This is a genomic window from Streptomyces sp. NBC_00440 (assembly GCF_036014215.1).
Taxonomy (GTDB): Bacteria; Actinomycetota; Actinomycetes; order Streptomycetales; family Streptomycetaceae; genus Streptomyces.
This window is the reverse complement of the sequence record NZ_CP107921.1, coordinates 4,961,223-4,979,742: the sequence shown is the minus strand read 5'-3', so window position 1 is coordinate 4,979,742 and position 18,520 is coordinate 4,961,223. Positions and strand designations below refer to the sequence as shown.

Genomic DNA, 18,520 nt, shown 5'->3' with positions numbered 1-18,520 from the left:
GCGGACGCACGGCCGACTGGCTGACTAGGTGACGGACTGGCTGGCTGGCTGGCGGAGAGGCTGACTGACGAACTGTCTGGCCGGCTGACGGCTGGATCTGCGGTCGTCACGGCTGCCGGGCGGGGGCACTAACGTTCCGCCCATGACGACAGCACTGATCACGGGCGCGACCGCGGGAATCGGAGCCGCCTTCGCGCGGCGGCTGGCCACGGACGGGCACAACCTCGTACTGGTGGCACGCAATACCGAGCGGTTGCAGGAGCAGGCGACCGAGCTGCACGACCGGCACGGCATCGAAGCCGAGGTGCTGACCGCCGACCTCGGCACCGAGGACGGCATCGCCCTCGTAGAGAAGCGCCTCGCGGACTCCCGGAACGCGATCGACCTGCTGGTCAACAACGCCGGGTTCGGAAACAAGGGCCAGTTCCTCGACGTTCCGATGGCCGAGGAACTGACCATGCTCAAGGTCCACTGCGAGGCCGTCCTGCGGCTGACCTCCGCCGCGGTGCCGGGGATGCAGGCGCGGGGCCGCGGCGGCGTCGTCAATGTGGCGTCGGTGGCGGCGTTCCTGCCGCGGGGGACGTACGGCGCTTCGAAGGCCTGGGTCGTGCAGTTCACCCAGGGTGCTGCCAGGGATCTGGCGGGCTCGGGGGTGCGGCTGATGGCGCTGTGCCCCGGCTTCGTGCGTACGGAGTTCCACGAGCGGGCGGGCATGGGGACGGACAACATCCCCGGGTGGATGTGGCTGGACGCCGACAAGCTGGTGGCGGCGGCGCTCACCGATCTTTCGCGCGGAAAGTCGCTGTCGATTCCCGACCCCCGGTACAAGGCGCTGATGGGTGTCGCGAAGCTGGCGCCGCGCGGCCTGCTCGGAGGCATCACCTCCAAGACAGGCCGCAAGTACGGTCCTCAGTAACGGTCCTCAGTAGCGGCTGGCAGCAGTAACGGCCGGGAGCGGTGCGGGAGCAGTAACGGCCGGGAGTCACGGCCATCGTCAGCGGGTCTCAGCGTTCGCGGCAGAGGCCCTGGTCAGCGGGCGGTGCCCGGCCCTGCGTAGGCGCCGATGTTGGGAGCGCCCGGCTTCAGCTTGTTGCCGAAGTAGTCCTTGCCGCCGTTGTCGGGGATGGCCGTTCCCGCGCCGATGGCAGGTGAGCCCTCGGACAGCCGGAAGTCGTCACGCAGCAGCGGGTCGGAAGTGATGCCTCCGGGGTTGGGGCGGGACATGTCGATCCCGTAGAACGCGTTGTGGTCGAGCGCCAGGCCGGCCGTCGGGTTGGAGAAGCCGTAGCCGCCGGTCCCTCCGCTCACGAAGATGTTGTTGCGGATGTGTTGCTCGTGCTGGGTGGTGGCAGGGCTGCTGTTGTCGTCCTGGACCAGATACCCGGGGATCGTCTCCTTGTTGGAGAAGGAGTTGTTGTAGATCTGGGTGTTCAGGATGGGGCCCGCGCAGTTCTGGAGCAGCCGGGTGCCGTCGTTGTGGCTGACGTTGTACCGGGCGACCGTGTCGATCGTCTTCGCCCCGCTGTACGGGCAGACCAGCAGGAAGCCGCCTTTGTTGTCGTGGCTGTAGTTGTACTGGAAGACCGTGTGGCTGGAGGCGCCGTCCGCGTCGAAGGACATGCCGTCGTGACTGTTCCCGCCGCCCGAGACCTCGTTGTGCTGGATCAGGGTGTCATCGGTGTTGAACGTCCAGATGCCGGCGTTGGCGGAGGGCGAACGCAGCTGGAATCCGTCGACCCGGTTGCGTTCCACGACCGCGCCGCTGGTGGTGTCCAGCTTCATCCCGTCGCCGCCGATGGACTTCAGGGTGTTGTCGTGGACGCGTACGCCGGTGGACGGGGTCCAGGCGCCGGGATAGACGTTGGGGTCCTGTTGCTGGCCGACCAGATCGCGCTTGGAGAACGTCGACTTGAAGTAGATGCCCTCGCGGTCGACGTTCTCGATGCGGTTGTGGTGGATGTCCAGGCCGTCGTAGCTGCTGGCCTTCGCCGTGCCCTCGACGTCGATGTGGATGGCGCTGGAACCGGTGAGGGTCTTGGCGTCGCCGCCCCGTACGTCGTGGATGTAGAGGTGGTCGATCTCGAAGCCGTGGGCAGTGCCGTAGTCGGTGAGGCGGAGCCGGACGGCGTTGCGCTCGCTGCCTGGCTCCGCGGCGTTGGTGATCTCCAGTCGGGACAGGTGGACGTACTGGGTGTTGGAGAGCAGTACGGCGTCGTGGGCGCCCGCACCATCGATCACGGCGCGGCCGTTGCCCGGACCGTAGTCGGCGATGGTGAAGGGGGCGTGGGACGATCCGGCTCCCTTCGGGGTGAGGGAACCTGTGCACGTCGCGCCTCGTTTGAAGAGGAGACGGTCACCGGGGCCGTAGGTGTGGGCGTTGGCCTGGGCGAGGGTGGTCCAGGGGTGGCGCGCCGAGCCGTCGTTCGTGGCGGGGGCTGCGGGGGCTGGGGCGGCCGCGCAGTCGACGTGGAAGGTGGCTCCGGGGTGGGGAGCCGCCTGCGCGGGGGTGGCCAGTCCAGTCACTGCCAACCCGGGCACAGCCAGCCCGGTCACTGCCAGCCCCGTCACAGCCAGCCCCGTCACAGCCAGTCTGGTCACTGCGAATGCGGTGAGGGACGCGGTGGTCAGAGGGGTGTGCGCAGGGCGAAGTCTCATCGTTCCTCCGGGGGTTGTGGGAGCTGCGGGAGCTGCGGGAGCTGCTGATGTCCCGGGGGGTGTGGGAGCTCCGGGAGGTGCAGGACGGTGGCGGTGCTGTCCTGCCAGGTCACGTTGATCGTGCGGGGGTCGCTGACATGAATGTCCGCGAGCGCTGCGGCGGGCGCGGGGTCCGGCTCGGCGGTGAGCGAGGCGAGGCTGACGAAGAGCGACTCGGGGGCGGTGGTGACGCCGTCGAGCGCGAGGATCCGTGAGGCCGGACCGAACAGGGTCGACCCTGCACCGAGTTGGCGTGCCCTCCCTGTGTAGCCGTGGACGGGGTGGAGCTGGGCGGTGAGGTCGGTAGGCAGCTGGGAGGCGGTCGGTCCGGCTGGGGCGGGAGGGGCGAGCGCGGTCTGTGGGGTGGCCTCGTCCGGTGTGGCGGTGGGTGTAGCTCCTGTTCCGGTGGCGGTTGCCGTCGTGGTGGCAGCGCCGGATGCGCTTGTCGTGGCGATGGCCCAGCCGGTCTGACATACGGGGGTACCGGCGTCCGCTCCGACGACCAGATGCGCACGGAGCTCTGCACGGCCGTGGACCACTGTCGCGGAGACAATCCGTACGCCGGGGAGCGGTTCTGTCACGGACGCCACCCAATCGGGCCCGGAGGCAAGTGGTGCGGCGGGGCCACGAGGGGTGGGTTCACCGTCGATGACCAGTGCGAAGTGGTTGTCGCACGGTGAGGCCGGGGGGCCAGTGGGGGCAGTGGGGAGGGCGGAACTCGCAGGGGCAGCGGAACTCGCGGGAACGGTAGAACTCGCCGGGGCCGCGGAGCTTACGGAACCGGTGGGACGACCCGTATCCGTGCCGGTACGGACGGCGCTCGTGAATCCGGCGCTTGTGAATCCGCGGCTCGTAAATCCGGTGCGGGTGGAGTACGCGTAGCGGGAATACCCCGGGTCGTCGCCCTCGCCGACGTGGTTACTGCCGTGATTGTGGAGACGTACGAGCCCGTCCGTCGCGGTGGACTGGATCAGCATGGCGGGCGGATCAAGCACGGTCACGGCATCTGCCGTCTCGGCGGGCAGCGGCTCCTCCGCCGCTGTCCAGACCGGATGGCCGGGTGGCATCAACAACCCGAGGAACCCCTTGGACGCCCAGTAGGGCGATGCGGGGCCCGAGTACGGCTGGATGATCGGTTCGTACGGGCCGTGCCAGCCCAGAGTGAGCAGTCCGTGTTCGTCGGTCGTGCCGGTCGTGCTGGTCGCGCGACGGCGAGCCAAACGGCTGGGGACGGCCGGGGCCACCGGAGTTACTGGGGCTACCGGGGCCAACGGGCCCCGGCCAGCTTCCGGGTCCGCATCCCGATCCAGGAAGTACCGCAGAGTTCCGGAGGCCAGGCGGCGGGTGGCCCCGGGTGTCAGCGGGGTGTGGCCGGTCATGGCGCCGAGCCAGGGGGCGGCCGCGGCGGCGAAACGGTAGCTGAGCGAGCGGCCGTACGGCATCGGCGCCCCGTCCGCGCCGAACATCCGCGTGTACGCGTCCAGGTGGGCATGCAGCCGGGGCCCGTACCGGGCGAGCAGTTCCTTGTCCCCGCCCAGATGGGCGTGCAGGACCGGGTAGAAGTGCATTGCCCAGGCGTTGTAGTGGTCGAAGGAACGGTTGGGGCCGTCGCTGTACCAGCCGTCGCCGAGCCACCATTCCTCGATGCGTTCCAGTGCACGGTCGATCGTCTGCCGCGCCCGGTCGGTCTCGATTCCGGCGTCCTGCAGAAAACCGGCGACAGTGAGGCCGAAGAGCCACCAGTTGTTGTTCACGGGCGACGGGCCGAGCGCGGGCAGCAGCCAGTCGACGGCCTGCTGCTGTGTGCGGCTGTCGAGGGTCTCCCAGAGCCAGGGCCGTGTGAGGCGCAGACCGAGCGCGACGGATGCGGATTCCACCAGGGCCTGCGGGGTTTCTGTTATCCGGGGCCAGCGGTCCGCGTCGCCCGGGCCCGCCTCCTCCGCACTGGGCGACGTGCCCGCCGTGAGGCCCTCGGCATAACGCGGGAGGAAGCCGTGCGGATCATCGCCCTCCGCACCGGCGACCCGGAAGGCGGCAAGGAGCCAGGTGCGGGCGTACCCTTCAAGGCCGTCGGAGCGCGGGCCCGACCAACTGGGCCGGTAGCCGGGGAGATTGATCAGACCATGACGGGGCGAGGCGTAGGGCCGCACGGCCAGCAGCAGTTCATCGGCCGCACCCTCCCATGTGGCACGGTTCCAGCCGGTGTACGGGCTGAGCCGGCTGGTCGGGACGGGCCGGCCCGGTGGACTGGTCCGGCTCGACAGGTTCGGGCTCAGCATGATGCTCCCTGGAGGCGGACTTCGTCGTCGCCCGGCATCTTGAACCCACGAATGATCGAACGTCAATGCATGAGTGACGAATGATCGAAACTCCCATCGTTCGATCAAATTGCACTAGGGTCTGGCCGTGGCGGCCGGCCCTGCCGAGCCGGCCGCCACACATCCGTCCATCACACATCCATCCATCACGCATCCGCCCACCACACAGCCGTCCACCACACAGCGACCCACCAGACAGCCACCCACCAGACCGCGAGGGGGACCAGCGCCGTGCGCGAGAGTGCCGACGAACGCCATGACCGATTGCTTGAGTTCGTACGGGAGCAGGGATCGGCCCGCGTCTCCGATCTCGCGGCGCAGCTCGGCGTCTCCCCCGTCACGGTCCGGCGGGACGTCGAGACACTGGCGGAACGCGGGCTGCTCGACCGGGTGCACGGCTCGGTCTCCTGGCCGCGGTCCGCGGCAGCCACGGCCGGAACAGCGGCACCGCCCGGAGGCAGCGGCCTGGTCCTCGGGCTGCTGGTCCCCTCGGCGACGTACTACTTCGCCGAAGTGATCAGAGGTGCCCACGACGCGGCCGCACAGGCCGGCGCACGGCTGATCCTGCGGATCTCCGACTACCGCCCCAAGGAGGACAAGGCCCGCGCCGAGGGCCTGCTCGCGGCGGGCGCCGAGGGCCTGCTGATCGCGCCGGGCTGGCAGGCCGCGGGCGACCGGGCGGCGTACGGCGACTGGATGTCGGAGCTGCCCGTACCCGCCGTACTCCTGGAACGGCAGCCCGCACTGGGCAGCCCCCTAGACGACATGGACCGGGTCTGTTCCGACCACCGGCACGGGGTGCTGCTGGCCGTGCGCCATCTGATCCGCCTCGGTCACGGCGCACCGTTGCTCGTCGCTCGCACGGACAGCCCGACCGCGCTCGCGGTACGGACCGGCTACGACGAGGCACTGGGCGCGCTGGGCCTGGAACAGCCGCGCCCCGTGATCGATTCGGTCCCGGCCGAACTCGACCGGAGCCGCTTCGAGGAGGCCGTACGGGCCGTGCAGTCCGCGGTGGCCACCGGGGGCGTGACGGCGGCCCTGGTTCACAACGACGTGGATGCCATCCATCTGGTGCAGCGCCTGGCCGAGCTGGGCGTACGCGTGCCGGAGGACCTGGCCCTGGTCGCCTACGACGACGAGGTGGCCGCCCTGGCGGACACTCCGCTCACCGCGGTGGCTCCGCCGAAACGCCAGGTCGGACTGCACGGGACCCGGATGCTGGTCGAGCGGCTGGGCACGGGACCGCGCAGCCGGACAGCGGAACGCCAGGAGCAGGAGGAGCCAGGCCGGCATCTGGCGCTGCTGCCCAGGCTGCACGTACGGATTTCCTGCGGGGCCGCCGCACCTCGGTAGAGGCGCCGCCGCACCCCGTGAAGGTGCCGACTCCCGTCCGGATTCGATAACACTCTGATCTTTTTTCGATCATTCAATCTTTCGCTCTTGACTTCGGTCATTGCGGGGCCAAGGATCACGGCCAACGTCAATGTCGCCGCTAGCTCAGGAGTCTCGCTGTGAGCCGCAGTTGGAGCAGAACGACCCTTTCCATAGCCGGCGCCGCCACTGCCCTGGCCGTCCTCACGGCCTGCGGCAGCAGCGGCGACGACTCCGCGAAGGGCACGGACGGCAAGCCTGTGACCATCACGTTCTGGGGCTGGGCCAAGGGCTCCAAGGAGACCGTGGACGCGTTCAACGCCTCGCACAAGAACATCCACGTGAAGTACGAGGAGATCCCGTCCGGCAATGCCGGCGGCTACGCCAAGATCTCCAACGCGGTCAAGGCGGGCAACGCCCCCGACCTGGTCTCCATCGAGTACCCCCAGCTGCCGGAGTACGTCAGCCAGGGCGCGCTCCAGGACATCAGCAAGTACATGACCGACGACGTCAAGAAGAAGTTCCTGCCGCAGGCCGTTGAGCAGACCACGCTGGGCGGCAAGAACTGGGCTGTCCCGTTCGACGCGTCGCCGCAGGCCTTTTACTACCGGAAGGACCTGTTCAGCAAGTACGGGATCGCGGTACCCAAGACCTGGGACGACTTCCGCAAGGCCGCGGAGAAGGTCAAGAAGGCCGACAAGAAGGCCCGCATCGGCACCTTCTTCCCTGATGACCCGACCACGTTCGAGGCGATGGCCTGGCAGGCCGGCGCCCAGTGGTTCAAGGCGGACGGGGACACCTGGAAGGTCAACACCACGGACTCCGCCACCAACAAGGTCGCCGGCTACTGGCAGGGGCTGATCAAGGACGACCTGATCCGCTCGCAGGCCTCCTTCAGCCCGGAGTGGACCAACTCCCTCAAGAACGGCGGCACCATCGGGTACCTCGGCGCCGCCTGGGGTGCCGGAGTCCTGAAGTCCACGCTGCCCGAGCAGAAGGGCAAGTGGGCCATCGCCCCGATGCCGACCTGGGACGGGCAGGCCGCCAGCGGCATGCTCGGTGGCTCCACCTGGGCCGTGACCAAGGACAGCAAGCACGCCGACGCGGCAGTCGAGTTCGCCAAGTGGATGTCGACCACACAGGACGGCATCAAGGCCCGTATCTCTTCGGGCACTTCGAGCGCCTATCCGGCCGCGACCGAGCTGCTGCCCGCCGCGAAGAAGGCCTTCGACGCCTCGTACTACGGCGGCCAGGACATCTACCAGCTGTTCGGCACCGCAGCAGCCTCGATCAAGCCGGGCTGGACCTGGGGCCCGGCGACCGGCACCACGAACACCGCGATCAAGGACCAGTTCGGCAAGGTCGCCAGCGGTGGCGCCACGGTCAGCGGGTCGGTCAAGGCCGGCCATGACGCGACCGTCCAGGAACTGAAGAAGCGCGGCCTGAAGGTCGAGGGCTGACCGGTTATGAAGGCCCGCACCCGCGCCGCCGTGATCCTGCTGACCCCGTTCTACGTCCTGTTCACCGCTGTGATGCTGGTGCCGATCGGATACGCGGTCTGGCTCAGCCTCTTCACCGAGAAGCAGTCGGGACTGGGGTTCGGCGGCTCCGAGTCCGTGTTCTCGGGTCTCGACAACTACGCGGCGGCGCTGGGTGACCGGGCTTTCCGTGAGGGCTTCGGCGTACTGCTCGGATACTGCGTCATCTACATCCCCCTGATGGTCTGCGGCGCCCTCGCACTCGCACTGCTGCTGGACTCCGCGCTGGCCCGCGCCAAACGCTTCTTCCAGCTCGCGCTCTTCCTGCCGCACGCCGTTCCCGGCATCATCGCGGCGCTGATCTGGGTCTACCTCTACACACCGGGGCTGAGCCCGGTGGTCTCCGCGATGCACTCGGGCGGCATCGGCTTCGACTTCTTCTCCTCGTCGGGCGCTCTCCCCTCCGTCGTCAACATCGCGCTGTGGGAGTGGCTCGGCTACAACATGGTGATCTTCTACGCCGCCCTGCAGGCCATCGACCGCTCGGTTCTCGAAGCGGCCACGGTGGACGGCGCCGGGGGCTGGCGCACAGCCGTCAGCATCAAGCTCCCGCTGATCCGTGCTTCCGTGGTGATGGTCGCGCTCTTCACCATCATCGGTTCGCTCCAGCTGTTCACCGAGCCGCTGATCCTCAACAGCGGCGCCGGGTCCGCCGTCTCCTCCACCTGGACACCGAACATGTACGCGTACACCGCCGCCTTCTCCCGCAACGACTACGGGCTCGCGGCGTCCGCCTCCGTGCTCCTGGCTCTCACCGCCGCACTGCTGTCGTTCCTCGTCACCCGCTTCACCGGCCGTAAGGGGAAGAACGCATGAGCCCCCGCCCGGCACCGAAGAACCGCTGGCTCTCGAAGACCGCGGTCAACGGCGCGCTGGTCCTCGCCGTCGTCTACATGCTCTTCCCCCTCATCTGGCTGGTCACCGCCTCCACCAAGGACACCGGCGGGCTGCTCTCCGGCAACGCCTTCTCGTTCAAGGGCTTCAACCTCGGCCAGAACATCTCCGACCTGGCCTCCTACGGTGGCGGCGTGTACTTCCGCTGGTACGGGAACAGCCTGCTGTACGCGGGTGTGGGTGCCGTCCTCTGCTCACTTATCTGCGTCGCCGCCGGGTACGCCTTCGACAAGTACGAGTTCCGGGGCAAGGAGAAGCTCTTCGGGCTCGTCCTGCTCGGCGTGCTGGTGCCCACCACCGCACTCGCGCTGCCGATGTATCTGCTGGCCAGCAAGATCGGCATCGTCAACACCTACTGGTCGGTGCTGATCCCGGTCCTGGTCAACCCCTTCGGCGTCTACCTCGCCAGGGTCTTCAGCGCCGGCTACATCCCGAATGAGGCGCTGGAGGCAGCCCGTATCGACGGGGCCGGTGAGCTGCGGACCTTCTGGTCCATCGGTATGCCCATGATGATGCCGGGGTTCGTGACGATCTTCCTCTTCCAGTTCACGGCGATCTGGAACAACTTCTTCCTCCCCCTGGTCATGCTCTCGGACCGCGATCTCTTCCCCTTGAGCCTCGGCCTGTACTCGTGGAACACCAACACCCATGGCGAGCCGAGCTTCTATCCGCTCGTGGTCACCGGCTCCCTCCTCGCCGTCATCCCCCTGATCGTCGCCTTCGTCTCGCTCCAGCGGCACTGGAAGGCCGGTCTGACCGCCGGAAGCGTCAAATGACCACCGCCGAACGGCCACCGCCCATCACGGTCCGGTCCCGACCGGTTCGGGCCGACGCGGACGAGGCCAAGCAGGACCAGGCCACCGCACGCCAAGCCGACGCAGACCAGGCCACCCCAGACCAAGCCACCCCAGACCAAGCCATCCCAGACCCAGCCACGTCAAACCAAGCCGACTCCGACCCGGCCGACACAGACCATGCCACCGCACACCAGGCCGGCACAGACCGGGCCGACTCCTACCGGGCTGCGCCCGAAGCAACCGAGAAGGAGCACTGGAACCACCATGCACCACGCCACTGACAATCGGCCGGGCGTCCTGCTTGCGATGGCTCCGGGCATCGTGGAGCGCCTCTTCGCCGAGCGCCATCACGTCCGGCTCACCACCCTGGCGCGTACGGACAGCCGACTCGTCGCTCACGACCTGGCGAGACCCACGGCCGAGGTCGCCGCGGCTCTCGCCGGGGCTGAAGTCCTCTTCACCTGCTGGGGCGCGACCCCGCTCACCCCCCGGATCCTGGACTCCGCACCCCGGTTGCGCGCCGTCGTCCACGCGGCCGGCTCGGTCAAGCACCACATCACCGAGGCATGCTGGGAGCGCGGCATCACCGTCGCTTCGGCCGCCGCGGCCAATGCGCTGCCCGTGGCCGAGTACACCCTCGCCACGATCCTGCTCGCCAACAAGCGTGTCCTGCAGTCCGCCTACCGGTACCGCGCGATGCGCGGCGACCACGACTGGCGGGACGAGCTGGACGGCGCGGGCAACTACCGGCGCACCGTCGGCATCATCGGCGCCTCCCGGATCGGCCGACGGGTGATCGAACTGCTGCGCCCCTTCGATCTGCGGGTCCTGCTGTACGACCCGTACGTCGATACGGCAGAAGCCGCCGCGCTCGGTGTGGAGCCGGTGCCGCTGGACGAACTGTGCGCCCACAGCGACATCGTCAGCGTGCACGCCCCGCAGCTTCCCGCCACCCGGCACATGATCGGGGCCCGCCAGCTGGCCGCGATGCCGGACGGGGCGACGCTGATCAACACGGCCCGCGGTTCGCTGATCGACGAGGACGCGCTGGTTCCGGAACTGGTGGGCGGGCGGCTGCACGCGGTGCTCGATGTGACGGAGCCTGAGACCCCGTACGCGGAGTCACCGCTCTACGACCTGCCGAACGTTCTGCTGACCCCGCACATCGCCGGGTCGCTCGGCGGCGAGCTGCACCGGATGGCGGACCAGGCTCTGGACGAGCTCGAACGGTACACGTCGGGGCAGGAGTTCGCGGATCCCGTGCTTCCGTCGGACCTGACGCACTCGGCCTGACCGGACCCGGTCACGGCCCCCGGCTCCCGGCTCCCGCCCCCCGTAAACACCGAGGCCCGGCACCCCTTCCAAGTGAAGGGGTGCCGGGCCTCAGGCGTGCGTCGTGTCAGCCTCAGTGCGAGTGGCCGTGGCCGTGGCCCGCCTCGGGCTCCTCCTCCGCCGGCTTCTCGACGACCAGGGTCTCGGTCGTGAGCAGCAGCGAAGCGATGGACGCGGCGTTCTCCAGCGCGGAGCGGGTGACCTTGACCGGGTCGATGACGCCGGCCTTCACCAGGTCGCCGTACTCGCCGGTCGCGGCGTTGAAGCCGTTGCCCTTGTCGAGCTCGGCGACCTTCGAGGTGATGACGTAGCCCTCGAGGCCGGCGTTCTCGGCGATCCAGCGCAGCGGCTCGACAGCGGCACGGCGGACGACCGCGACACCCGTGGCCTCGTCGCCGGTCTTGCCCAGGTTGCCTTCGAGCACCTTGACGGCGTGCACCAGAGCGGAGCCACCACCGGAGACGATGCCCTCCTCGACCGCGGCGCGGGTCGCGGAGATGGCGTCCTCCAGACGGTGCTTCTTCTCCTTGAGCTCCACCTCGGTGGCGGCACCGACGCGGATCACACACACGCCGCCGGCCAGCTTCGCAAGGCGCTCCTGGAGCTTCTCGCGGTCCCAGTCGGAGTCCGTGGACTCGATCTCGGCCTTGATCTGGTTGACGCGGCCCTGGACCTCGTCGGACTTGCCACCGCCGTCGACGATGACGGTGTCGTCCTTGGTGATGGTGACGCGGCGGGCGGTGCCCAGCACGTCGAGACCGGCCTGGTCGAGCTTGAGTCCGACCTCCTCGGCGATGACCGTGGCACCGGTGAGGGTGGCCATGTCGCCGAGCATCGCCTTGCGGCGGTCGCCGAAGCCGGGGGCCTTGACCGCGACCGCGTTGAAGGTGCCGCGGATCTTGTTCACGACCAGGGTCGACAGGGCCTCGCCCTCGACGTCCTCGGCGATGATCAACAGCGGCTTGGAGCCACCCGCCTGGATGACCTTCTCAAGGAGCGGCAGCAGGTCCTGGATCGAACCGATCTTGCCCTGGTGGATCAGGATGTACGGGTCGTCGAGGACGGCCTCCATGCGCTCCTGGTCGGTCACCATGTACGGCGAGAGGTAACCCTTGTCGAAGGCCATGCCCTCGGTGAAGTCCAGGTCCAGACCGAAGGTGTTGGACTCCTCGACGGTGATGACACCGTCCTTGCCGACCTTGTCCATCGCCTCGGCGATGAGCTCGCCGACCTGCTTGTCCTGCGCGGAGAGACCGGCGACAGCGGCGATGTCGGACTTGTCATCGATCGGGCGGGCGGTCGCGAGGAGCTCCTCGGACACAGCCTTGACCGCGGCGTCGATGCCCTTCTTCAGGGAGGCGGGGGAAGCGCCGGCGGCGACGTTGCGCAGACCCTCGCGGACCAGCGCCTGGGCCAGCACGGTGGCGGTGGTGGTGCCGTCACCCGCGATGTCGTTGGTCTTGGTCGCCACCTCCTTCACCAGCTGCGCGCCGAGGTTCTCGTACGGGTCGTCGAGCTCGACCTCGCGGGCGATCGTGACACCGTCGTTGGTGATGGTGGGAGCGCCGAACTTCTTGTCGATGACGACGTTGCGGCCCTTGGGGCCGATCGTCACCTTGACCGTGTCGGCAAGCTTGTTGACGCCGCGCTCAAGGGCGCGACGGGCGTCCTCGTCGAACTTCAGGATCTTCGCCATGGAGCTGATTCAGTCCTCTCAAAAACGAACTGCGCCCCCAGTGCCCGTCACTCATTGTGCGAACACACGTGTGCGAACACAGAAGATGCGGGGCCAGGGGCGCAGATCAAGAAATACGTCGGTGAATTACTTCTCGACGATCGCGAGAACGTCGCGAGCCGAGAGGACGAGGTACTCCTCGCCGTTGTACTTCACCTCGGTGCCGCCGTACTTGCTGTACAGCACGACATCGCCGGCCTTGACGTCAAGCGGAAGACGCTCGCCGTTCTCGAAGCGGCCCGGGCCCACGGCCAGGACGACGCCCTCCTGGGGCTTCTCCTTGGCGGTGTCCGGAATGACCAGGCCGGAGGCCGTGGTCTGCTCGGCGTCGAGCGGCTGGACCACAATGCGGTCCTCGAGCGGCTTAATGGCAACCTTGGAGCTGGTTGTCGACACGATCCGGTCTCCCCCTTCGGAGATCTCACGGGGTGAACTGTCTGAGTGGCGACCGGTTGGATCCGTCGTCGCGGGTGCCGGACCGGCCCGTCGCCATATTTGGCACTCTCCCGTGGGGAGTGCCAGAACTGAGACTAGGACGGCAGTTAGCACTCGGTCAAGCGGAGTGCCAATCTGCCGGGCCATGTCGCCTTCCTCCCGCGCCTCCCCGCGTATCCGCCCCTCCCCGCCGCGTACCCGCCCCTCCCCCTCCGGGACGGACTGACGGACACAGTCGAAACCCGCAAGGGGGAGCGCTCGCAGCCGATCACCCACAATGGACGGGTGACCGATCTCGACGCCTTCACCGCACTGTTCACCGATGAGGGCGCCGCCCTGCTCGCATCCCTGCGGGAGTACGACCCCGCACAGGAACTGGCCGTCGCCACCCGGTTGCGCCGCTCGTATCCCACCGAACTGGTATCCGCCGCCCTCGCCCAGGCTCGGCTGCGGCAGCGAGCGGTGCCGAAATTCGGCGCGGACGACGCGTACCGGATGTTCTTCACACCCAACGGCGTCGAGCAGTCCACCCGTAAATCCGTCGCTGATCACCGCGCCCGCCGCTTCGCCGAGCTGGGGGTACGCAGCGTCGCCGACCTGTGCTGCGGCGTCGGCGGGGACGCCCTGGCGCTCGCCCGCGCCGGGATCTCCGTACTGGCGGTCGACCGCGATCCGCTGACAGCCGAAGTCGTACGGGCCAACGCCGGCGCCCTCGGGCTGAGCAGCCTGATCGAGGTGCGGTGCGCGGATGTGGCGGAGGTCTGCACGGACCCGTACGACGCGGTCTTCGTCGACCCGGCACGGCGTGGCGGTCGCGGTCGGATCTTCAACCCCGAGGCGTACTCACCGCCGCTGTCCTGGGCTACCGGTGCGGTGGCCGACCGCCCGGAGTCCGGCCCGTCACCCCGGGGAGCAGCGGGAGCAGCGGGAGCAGCGGGAGCCATCAAGATCGCTCCGGGTATCCCGCACGAGATGATCCCCGGCAGCGCCGAGGCCGAGTGGATCTCCGACGGCGGTGACGTCAAGGAAGCGGTGCTCTGGTTCGGCACGGATCCGGGGCTGCGCCGCGCCACACTGCTCCCTTCCGGGGCCACCCTCACGGGCCGCGGACTCCCCGACCCCGCGGTCCGCACACTGGGCCGGTATCTGTACGAACCGGACGGCGCCGTCATCCGCGCCCATCTCGTCGCCGAGGTCGCCGAGGAACTCGGCGGCGGGCTGATCGACGAGACCATCGCCTACGTCACGGCGGACGAGCTGCGCCCCACCCCGTATGCGACGGCCTACGAGATCACGGACGAACTCCCCTTCGGCCTGAAAAAGCTGAAGGCCCTGCTGCGCGAGCGGGAAGTCGGCAACCTCACCGTCAAGAAGCGCGGCTCGGCAGTCGAACCGGAAGAGGTACGACGCAGGGTCAAGCCGCAGGGGCCGAACGCGGCCACCGTGATCCTCACCCGCGTCGCAGGCGCGCCGACGATGCTGATCGGACAGCCCGCGGGCCACCTTTCGAGCCCGTGACATCGAGCCCATGACTTCGAGCCCATGACTTCGAGCCCATGACGTCGAGCCCATGACGTCGAACGCCTGACGAAGCCCGGCCCTGCTGTTGCGTACCTCTTTGCTCGCCCTCTTCCCTGGCCCCCGCTTCCCTTGCCCTGTCCGTCAGGCCAGGTCCGTCAGCTCGTCCGCGTACACCTGGGACAGCGGCTGCGGTCCCACGTACTGCTGGCAGTTGCAGACCCCGGGCTCGAAACTCAGCGGCTTCTTGTTCTCGTCCCAGGATGTCGGCACCTCAACGGTCTCGTGGCACTTGCCCTGCCGGTCGTGCTTGGCGAGGTGATGCGTGCAGCCACAGACCGGCTCGGGCGGTTTGTGCGCCGCCTCGATCTCCCTGCGCTCCCGTTCGGCCGTCTCCAGCCGCTCCATCCGGCGCTCATGGCGCGTGCGCAGCGCGGTGCGGCCCGTATCGGCGACCCAGCCGAAGCCGCCGACCATGAAGAAGATGAATACCCACCAGAACCAGCTCACTTGCGGCCCCTTCCCCCTGGCCCGTGCGTCCTGGATTTCAAGGTTACGCGTACGTACGGACACCGGGTGCCGTATGGCCGGAGGATAATCCTGGCCCGGATTGCTGGGGGGGGAGGTGTGGGCTGAGGAGGTGTGCGCTGAGCGGGTCGGCGTGGGCTGAGGGAGCCCCGGACTGGGTGACCGGGCTGGGTGATCGGCCCGCCGTCCCCCGTACGGACCTTGCGCCGGGCGGGATCCGACGGTCCGTCAGAGACTGATCAACATGACGCCTCGTAAGCCGTCGCGCCCGTCGGCGCGTTTGTCGCTCCGTTCGTCCCGCTCGTCCCTCCCCGTGGCGTTCCGTACGCCGCCCGGTACGCCCCCCGGTGAGCCGTCCCGTAAGGCATGGGCCGGCGTACCCCGTAAAGCCGTCGGCCGTGCCGTGGGATGCGCCGCTGCCGCTTCTCTGCTGCTCGGCGGGCCCGCGTTCGCCACCGCCCCGGCCCCGCCCGCCGTCACTCCGCCGGCAGCCGCCGGCGCGGGCGCGGCACCACCGGCTCAGGAACGGCCGACGTGGACCAGGTGCCCCGCGCCCTCCCAGGCGCAGGGCGGCGGCAAGGCCCCCGGCACCGGCTGGGCCTGCGCCACTCTGAACGTCCCCCTCGACTACACCAAGCCCGGAGGGAAGACGATTCCGCTGGCGCTGATCCGGCATCGCGCGACGGGTCCCGGCAAACGCATCGGCTCGCTGGTCTACAACTTCGGCGGTCCCGGTGGCTCGGGCGTCGACACGCTGCCTGCCTTCACGCCGACGTTCGCGAAGCTCAACACCCGCTATGACCTGGTGAGTTTCGATCCGCGCGGAGTCGGCAACAGTGCACCCGTCAACTGCCTCACCGGCCCGGAGACCGATGCGCTCAACGCCGTCGACTCCACCCCGGACACCCCCACCGAGGTCCGGCGGTGGATGGACGCGACCCGTGACTTCGCGGCGCAGTGCGAGAAGAAGTCCGGCCCTCTCCTGCCGTATCTGACGACCACCAATGTGGCCAGGGACCTGGACCGGATCCGCGCGGCGGTGGGCGACAGGAAGCTGAACTACTACGGCTTCTCGTACGGTACGGAGCTCGGCGCGACCTACGCCCATCTCTTCCCACAGAAGGTCGGCCGTGCGGTGCTCGACGGCGTCATGCACCCCGACAAGGACTTCACACAGGGGGCCTTCTACCAGCTGAAGGGCTTTCAGCTGGCCCTGGACCACTTCGCGCGCTCGTGCGTCGCGGCCACGTACCTCTGTCCGCTGCACCGCTCCACTCCCGAAGGGGTCGAGAAGGTGCTGACCGGCCTCGTGGCCGGTCTGGAGAAGCACCCCGCGGCCGCAGCGGGGGGCCGCACCCTCAACGACTCGCTCGCCCTGACAGCGATCGAAGGTGCGCTGTACTCGCCGGATTCCGGCTGGCCGCGGATGGCGAGCGCGGTCGCCGGGTACCTCCGTACGCACAACCCCGCGGCGCTGCTCACGATGGCCGACAGCATGACGGGCCGCGACGCCAAGGGGCACTACTCGAACAGCAACAACGTCTTCTCGGCGACCAGTTGCGCCGACTCCGGCGTACCGGTGCAGAAGGCCGAGATCGAGCGCCGGCTCCCCGCTTACCGCAAGGCGTCGCCGCTGTTCGGCGCGCAGTTCGCGTGGGCGCTGAACCAGTGCACGTACTGGCCCGTCAAGGGGGCCACGAAGCATATGGAGGTCAGCGCGAAAGGAGCCCCGCCCATTCTGGTCATCGGCAATACGGGCGACCCCGCCACCCCGTACGGCGGGGCGAAAGCGATGGCGCGGCGGCTCGGGAAGGGGGTCGGGGTACTGGTCACCTGGAAGGGCGGCGAGGGGCACTGCTCTTACGGGAACGGCAGCGCGTGCATCGACGGCACGGCGAACGCGTATCTGCTGGACGGGAAGGTACCGGCGTACGGGACCAGCTGTTCCTGACCGGTGATCCCGGGGGGGGCTCCGCGGAGTTGTGGGGCAGCCAGGCGCGGGGCCCCGGGGGGCTCGGGGTTCCAGGGAGCCGGTGTTCGGGGTTCCAGCGATCAGCCGCGCTCCGAACTGCAGCTGCTGTCGCTCCTTGCCGTAGCTGTCAGGCCCTCGATGTAACTGTCACCCCTCCAGCAGCTCCGCCGCGAGACGTTTGACCTGGTCGGCGAGGGGGCGCTGAGCGGGCTCGTGCTCGGCGGCGGCGTTTGCGAGCCGTACGACGTCCGCACGCCACCGACCGCTCGCCGACCCGCCGGCGCCGATCCGGCGCAGGCCGCGCTCCAGCAGCCCCACTGCCACCTCCGGCTGCCCGCGCAGCACCGCCTTGACGACAGCCACAGCATTGGCGAGTGCACTGGCCGCGAGAGACCACTCGGGATCCCCCACCCCCTCGGGGCCGCCGTCCTCCTGCGCCCGGCCCCCGCCGAGGCCCGCACCCACCGGGCCCACCGGACCGGACGGGCCGGCCGACCCGTCGGAAACTGCCAGGATCTCCAGATCCAGCCGCCAAAACAGCGGCATATCCCGGAAGGCGAGGAACAACAGCTTCCGACTGCATGGACGTTGAGAATCTCGTTGAGAATCCGGATCGCTTCGCAGCGAGACGACCGCTCGCACCGCACCCAGGCAGGGCCCGACGGCAGCCACACAGGCCTCGAACTGCGCATCGGGCACAGTCCAGGCAAGATCGATGTCGCTGTACGGATCCGCAGTGCCCCGGGCAAGCGAACCACGCAGCGCGGTTACCGATCCGGGGCACTGCGCCGCGAGCGCGTCCCGCAGTTCCTGAGCGAAGACGGCCCGACGGGCGGGGTCGAGGTCCATGGCGGGCGGGGTGGGGGACATGGCACCACAGCGTAAGGCAGGCCGGGACAGACCGGACCCTCTCCCGTGGACGCTACGGGAGAACTCGCTACCTCACCGGTCCTGCGAAATCCGTACCGCGCCCGCCCGCATCCGAACCGGTAGCTGCTCCAGCACCCTTGTCTACTCCAGGTTCCGTGGCACACGTAAGCGCACTGTTCCTGCCGGGTGGTTGACGGTGATCAGGATGAGCGAGATCGAGGCCAAGTCCGCTGCAGGGCAAAGATGTTGAGTTCCATGTTCCGGATCTGCCATTCATACGAGTGAAACTGCATCACGACCTGGCGTTACTACGGAGAGTGAGCAACGATAGGGGTGTGACTCGCCGGGGAGATGGCGAGCAAGAGTTGAGGCCAATCACGGGGGTGTGGGCCATGACCATCCAGACTGATCAGACGAACCGAATGGCAGCGGCCAGCCAGGCAGCGCAGTCCAGCCGGGCAATCCAGTCCATCCAGGCAGCCCGGATCAGCACCGACCGGGCGACGTACGTAACC

14 protein-coding genes are annotated in these 18,520 nt (G+C 68.7%); 8 read left to right on the top strand and 6 right to left on the bottom strand.

What is annotated here, in order from left to right:
- The first annotated feature begins 142 nt into the window (after positions 1-142).
- The gene (locus tag OHB13_RS22540; RefSeq protein WP_266854193.1) at positions 143-916 is read left to right on the top strand and encodes an SDR family NAD(P)-dependent oxidoreductase; all 774 of its coding nucleotides are present in this window, start codon (positions 143-145) and stop codon (positions 914-916) included.
- A gap of 113 nt (positions 917-1,029) precedes the next feature.
- Here OHB13_RS22540 and OHB13_RS22535 read toward each other — a convergent pair whose 3' ends face one another.
- Both OHB13_RS22535 and OHB13_RS22530 read right to left on the bottom strand, forming a co-directional pair.
- Entirely contained in the window at positions 1,030-2,655 is a 1,626-nt protein-coding gene (locus tag OHB13_RS22535; protein ID WP_328378283.1) for a right-handed parallel beta-helix repeat-containing protein, read from the bottom strand.
- Positions 2,652-4,973, bottom strand: coding sequence for a DUF2264 domain-containing protein (locus OHB13_RS22530; RefSeq protein ID WP_328378282.1), 2,322 nt, complete (start codon positions 4,971-4,973; stop codon positions 2,652-2,654). Before OHB13_RS22530 ends, OHB13_RS22535 begins: the two co-directional genes overlap by 4 nt.
- Before the next feature lie 270 nt (positions 4,974-5,243).
- On the opposite strand from OHB13_RS22530, the gene OHB13_RS22525 reads away from it, so the two are divergent.
- From OHB13_RS22525 to OHB13_RS22505, 5 genes are all read left to right on the top strand, one after another.
- Positions 5,244-6,368 (top strand): substrate-binding domain-containing protein, encoded by a 1,125-nt coding sequence (locus tag OHB13_RS22525; RefSeq protein ID WP_328378281.1) that lies wholly within the window; start codon positions 5,244-5,246, stop codon positions 6,366-6,368.
- A gap of 158 nt (positions 6,369-6,526) precedes the next feature.
- Entirely contained in the window at positions 6,527-7,846 is a 1,320-nt protein-coding gene (locus tag OHB13_RS22520; RefSeq protein WP_328378280.1) for an ABC transporter substrate-binding protein, read from the top strand.
- Between the two features lie 6 nt (positions 7,847-7,852).
- Positions 7,853-8,740, top strand: coding sequence for a carbohydrate ABC transporter permease (locus tag OHB13_RS22515; RefSeq protein WP_328378279.1), 888 nt, complete (start codon positions 7,853-7,855; stop codon positions 8,738-8,740).
- The gene (locus tag OHB13_RS22510) at positions 8,737-9,594 is read left to right on the top strand and encodes a carbohydrate ABC transporter permease (protein WP_266854202.1); all 858 of its coding nucleotides are present in this window, start codon (positions 8,737-8,739) and stop codon (positions 9,592-9,594) included. The genes OHB13_RS22515 and OHB13_RS22510 overlap by 4 nt, the downstream gene beginning before the upstream one ends.
- Before the next feature lie 285 nt (positions 9,595-9,879).
- Positions 9,880-10,908 (top strand): hydroxyacid dehydrogenase, encoded by a 1,029-nt coding sequence (locus OHB13_RS22505; RefSeq protein WP_328378278.1) that lies wholly within the window; start codon positions 9,880-9,882, stop codon positions 10,906-10,908.
- Positions 10,909-11,020: 112 nt separating this feature from the next.
- On the opposite strand, the gene groL is transcribed toward OHB13_RS22505, so the two are convergent.
- Both groL and groES read right to left on the bottom strand, forming a co-directional pair.
- Positions 11,021-12,643 carry a chaperonin GroEL gene (gene groL / locus OHB13_RS22500; protein WP_266854206.1) on the bottom strand — a complete coding sequence of 541 codons (1,623 nt, stop codon included), beginning with the start codon at positions 12,641-12,643 and terminating at the stop codon, positions 11,021-11,023.
- 126 nt (positions 12,644-12,769) lie between these two features.
- Complete coding sequence (groES, locus tag OHB13_RS22495) at positions 12,770-13,078, bottom strand: co-chaperone GroES (RefSeq protein ID WP_164262571.1); 309 nt, start codon at positions 13,076-13,078, stop codon at positions 12,770-12,772.
- A gap of 324 nt (positions 13,079-13,402) precedes the next feature.
- Here groES and OHB13_RS22490 point away from each other — a divergent pair, with 324 nt between their 5' ends.
- Entirely contained in the window at positions 13,403-14,635 is a 1,233-nt protein-coding gene (locus OHB13_RS22490) for a THUMP-like domain-containing protein (RefSeq protein WP_328378277.1), read from the top strand.
- Positions 14,636-14,779: 144 nt separating this feature from the next.
- On the opposite strand, the gene OHB13_RS22485 is transcribed toward OHB13_RS22490, so the two are convergent.
- On the bottom strand, positions 14,780-15,145 hold the full coding sequence (locus OHB13_RS22485; RefSeq protein ID WP_328378276.1) for a hypothetical protein: 366 nt from the start codon (positions 15,143-15,145) through the stop codon (positions 14,780-14,782).
- 262 nt (positions 15,146-15,407) lie between these two features.
- On the opposite strand from OHB13_RS22485, the gene OHB13_RS22480 reads away from it, so the two are divergent.
- Positions 15,408-17,114 carry an alpha/beta hydrolase gene (locus OHB13_RS22480; protein ID WP_328378275.1) on the top strand — a complete coding sequence of 569 codons (1,707 nt, stop codon included), beginning with the start codon at positions 15,408-15,410 and terminating at the stop codon, positions 17,112-17,114.
- A gap of 168 nt (positions 17,115-17,282) precedes the next feature.
- Here the strand turns inward: OHB13_RS22480 and OHB13_RS22475 are convergent, their stop codons facing one another.
- Entirely contained in the window at positions 17,283-18,005 is a 723-nt protein-coding gene (locus OHB13_RS22475; RefSeq protein WP_328378274.1) for a nucleotidyltransferase domain-containing protein, read from the bottom strand.
- Between the last annotated feature and the right edge of the window lie 515 nt (positions 18,006-18,520).

Coding starts and splice junctions, on each gene's coding strand:
- OHB13_RS22505 (WP_328378278.1), top strand. CDS start 9,880: ATGCACCACGCCACTGACAATCGGCCGGGCGTCCTGCTTGCGATGGCT.
- OHB13_RS22530 (WP_328378282.1), bottom strand. CDS start 4,973: ATGCTGAGCCCGAACCTGTCGAGCCGGACCAGTCCACCGGGCCGGCCC.
- OHB13_RS22535 (WP_328378283.1), bottom strand. CDS start 2,655: ATGAGACTTCGCCCTGCGCACACCCCTCTGACCACCGCGTCCCTCACC.
- OHB13_RS22475 (WP_328378274.1), bottom strand. CDS start 18,005: ATGTCCCCCACCCCGCCCGCCATGGACCTCGACCCCGCCCGTCGGGCC.
- OHB13_RS22480 (WP_328378275.1), top strand. CDS start 15,408: ATGACGCCTCGTAAGCCGTCGCGCCCGTCGGCGCGTTTGTCGCTCCGT.
- groL (WP_266854206.1), bottom strand. CDS start 12,643: ATGGCGAAGATCCTGAAGTTCGACGAGGACGCCCGTCGCGCCCTTGAG.
- OHB13_RS22540 (WP_266854193.1), top strand. CDS start 143: ATGACGACAGCACTGATCACGGGCGCGACCGCGGGAATCGGAGCCGCC.
- OHB13_RS22510 (WP_266854202.1), top strand. CDS start 8,737: ATGAGCCCCCGCCCGGCACCGAAGAACCGCTGGCTCTCGAAGACCGCG.
- OHB13_RS22515 (WP_328378279.1), top strand. CDS start 7,853: ATGAAGGCCCGCACCCGCGCCGCCGTGATCCTGCTGACCCCGTTCTAC.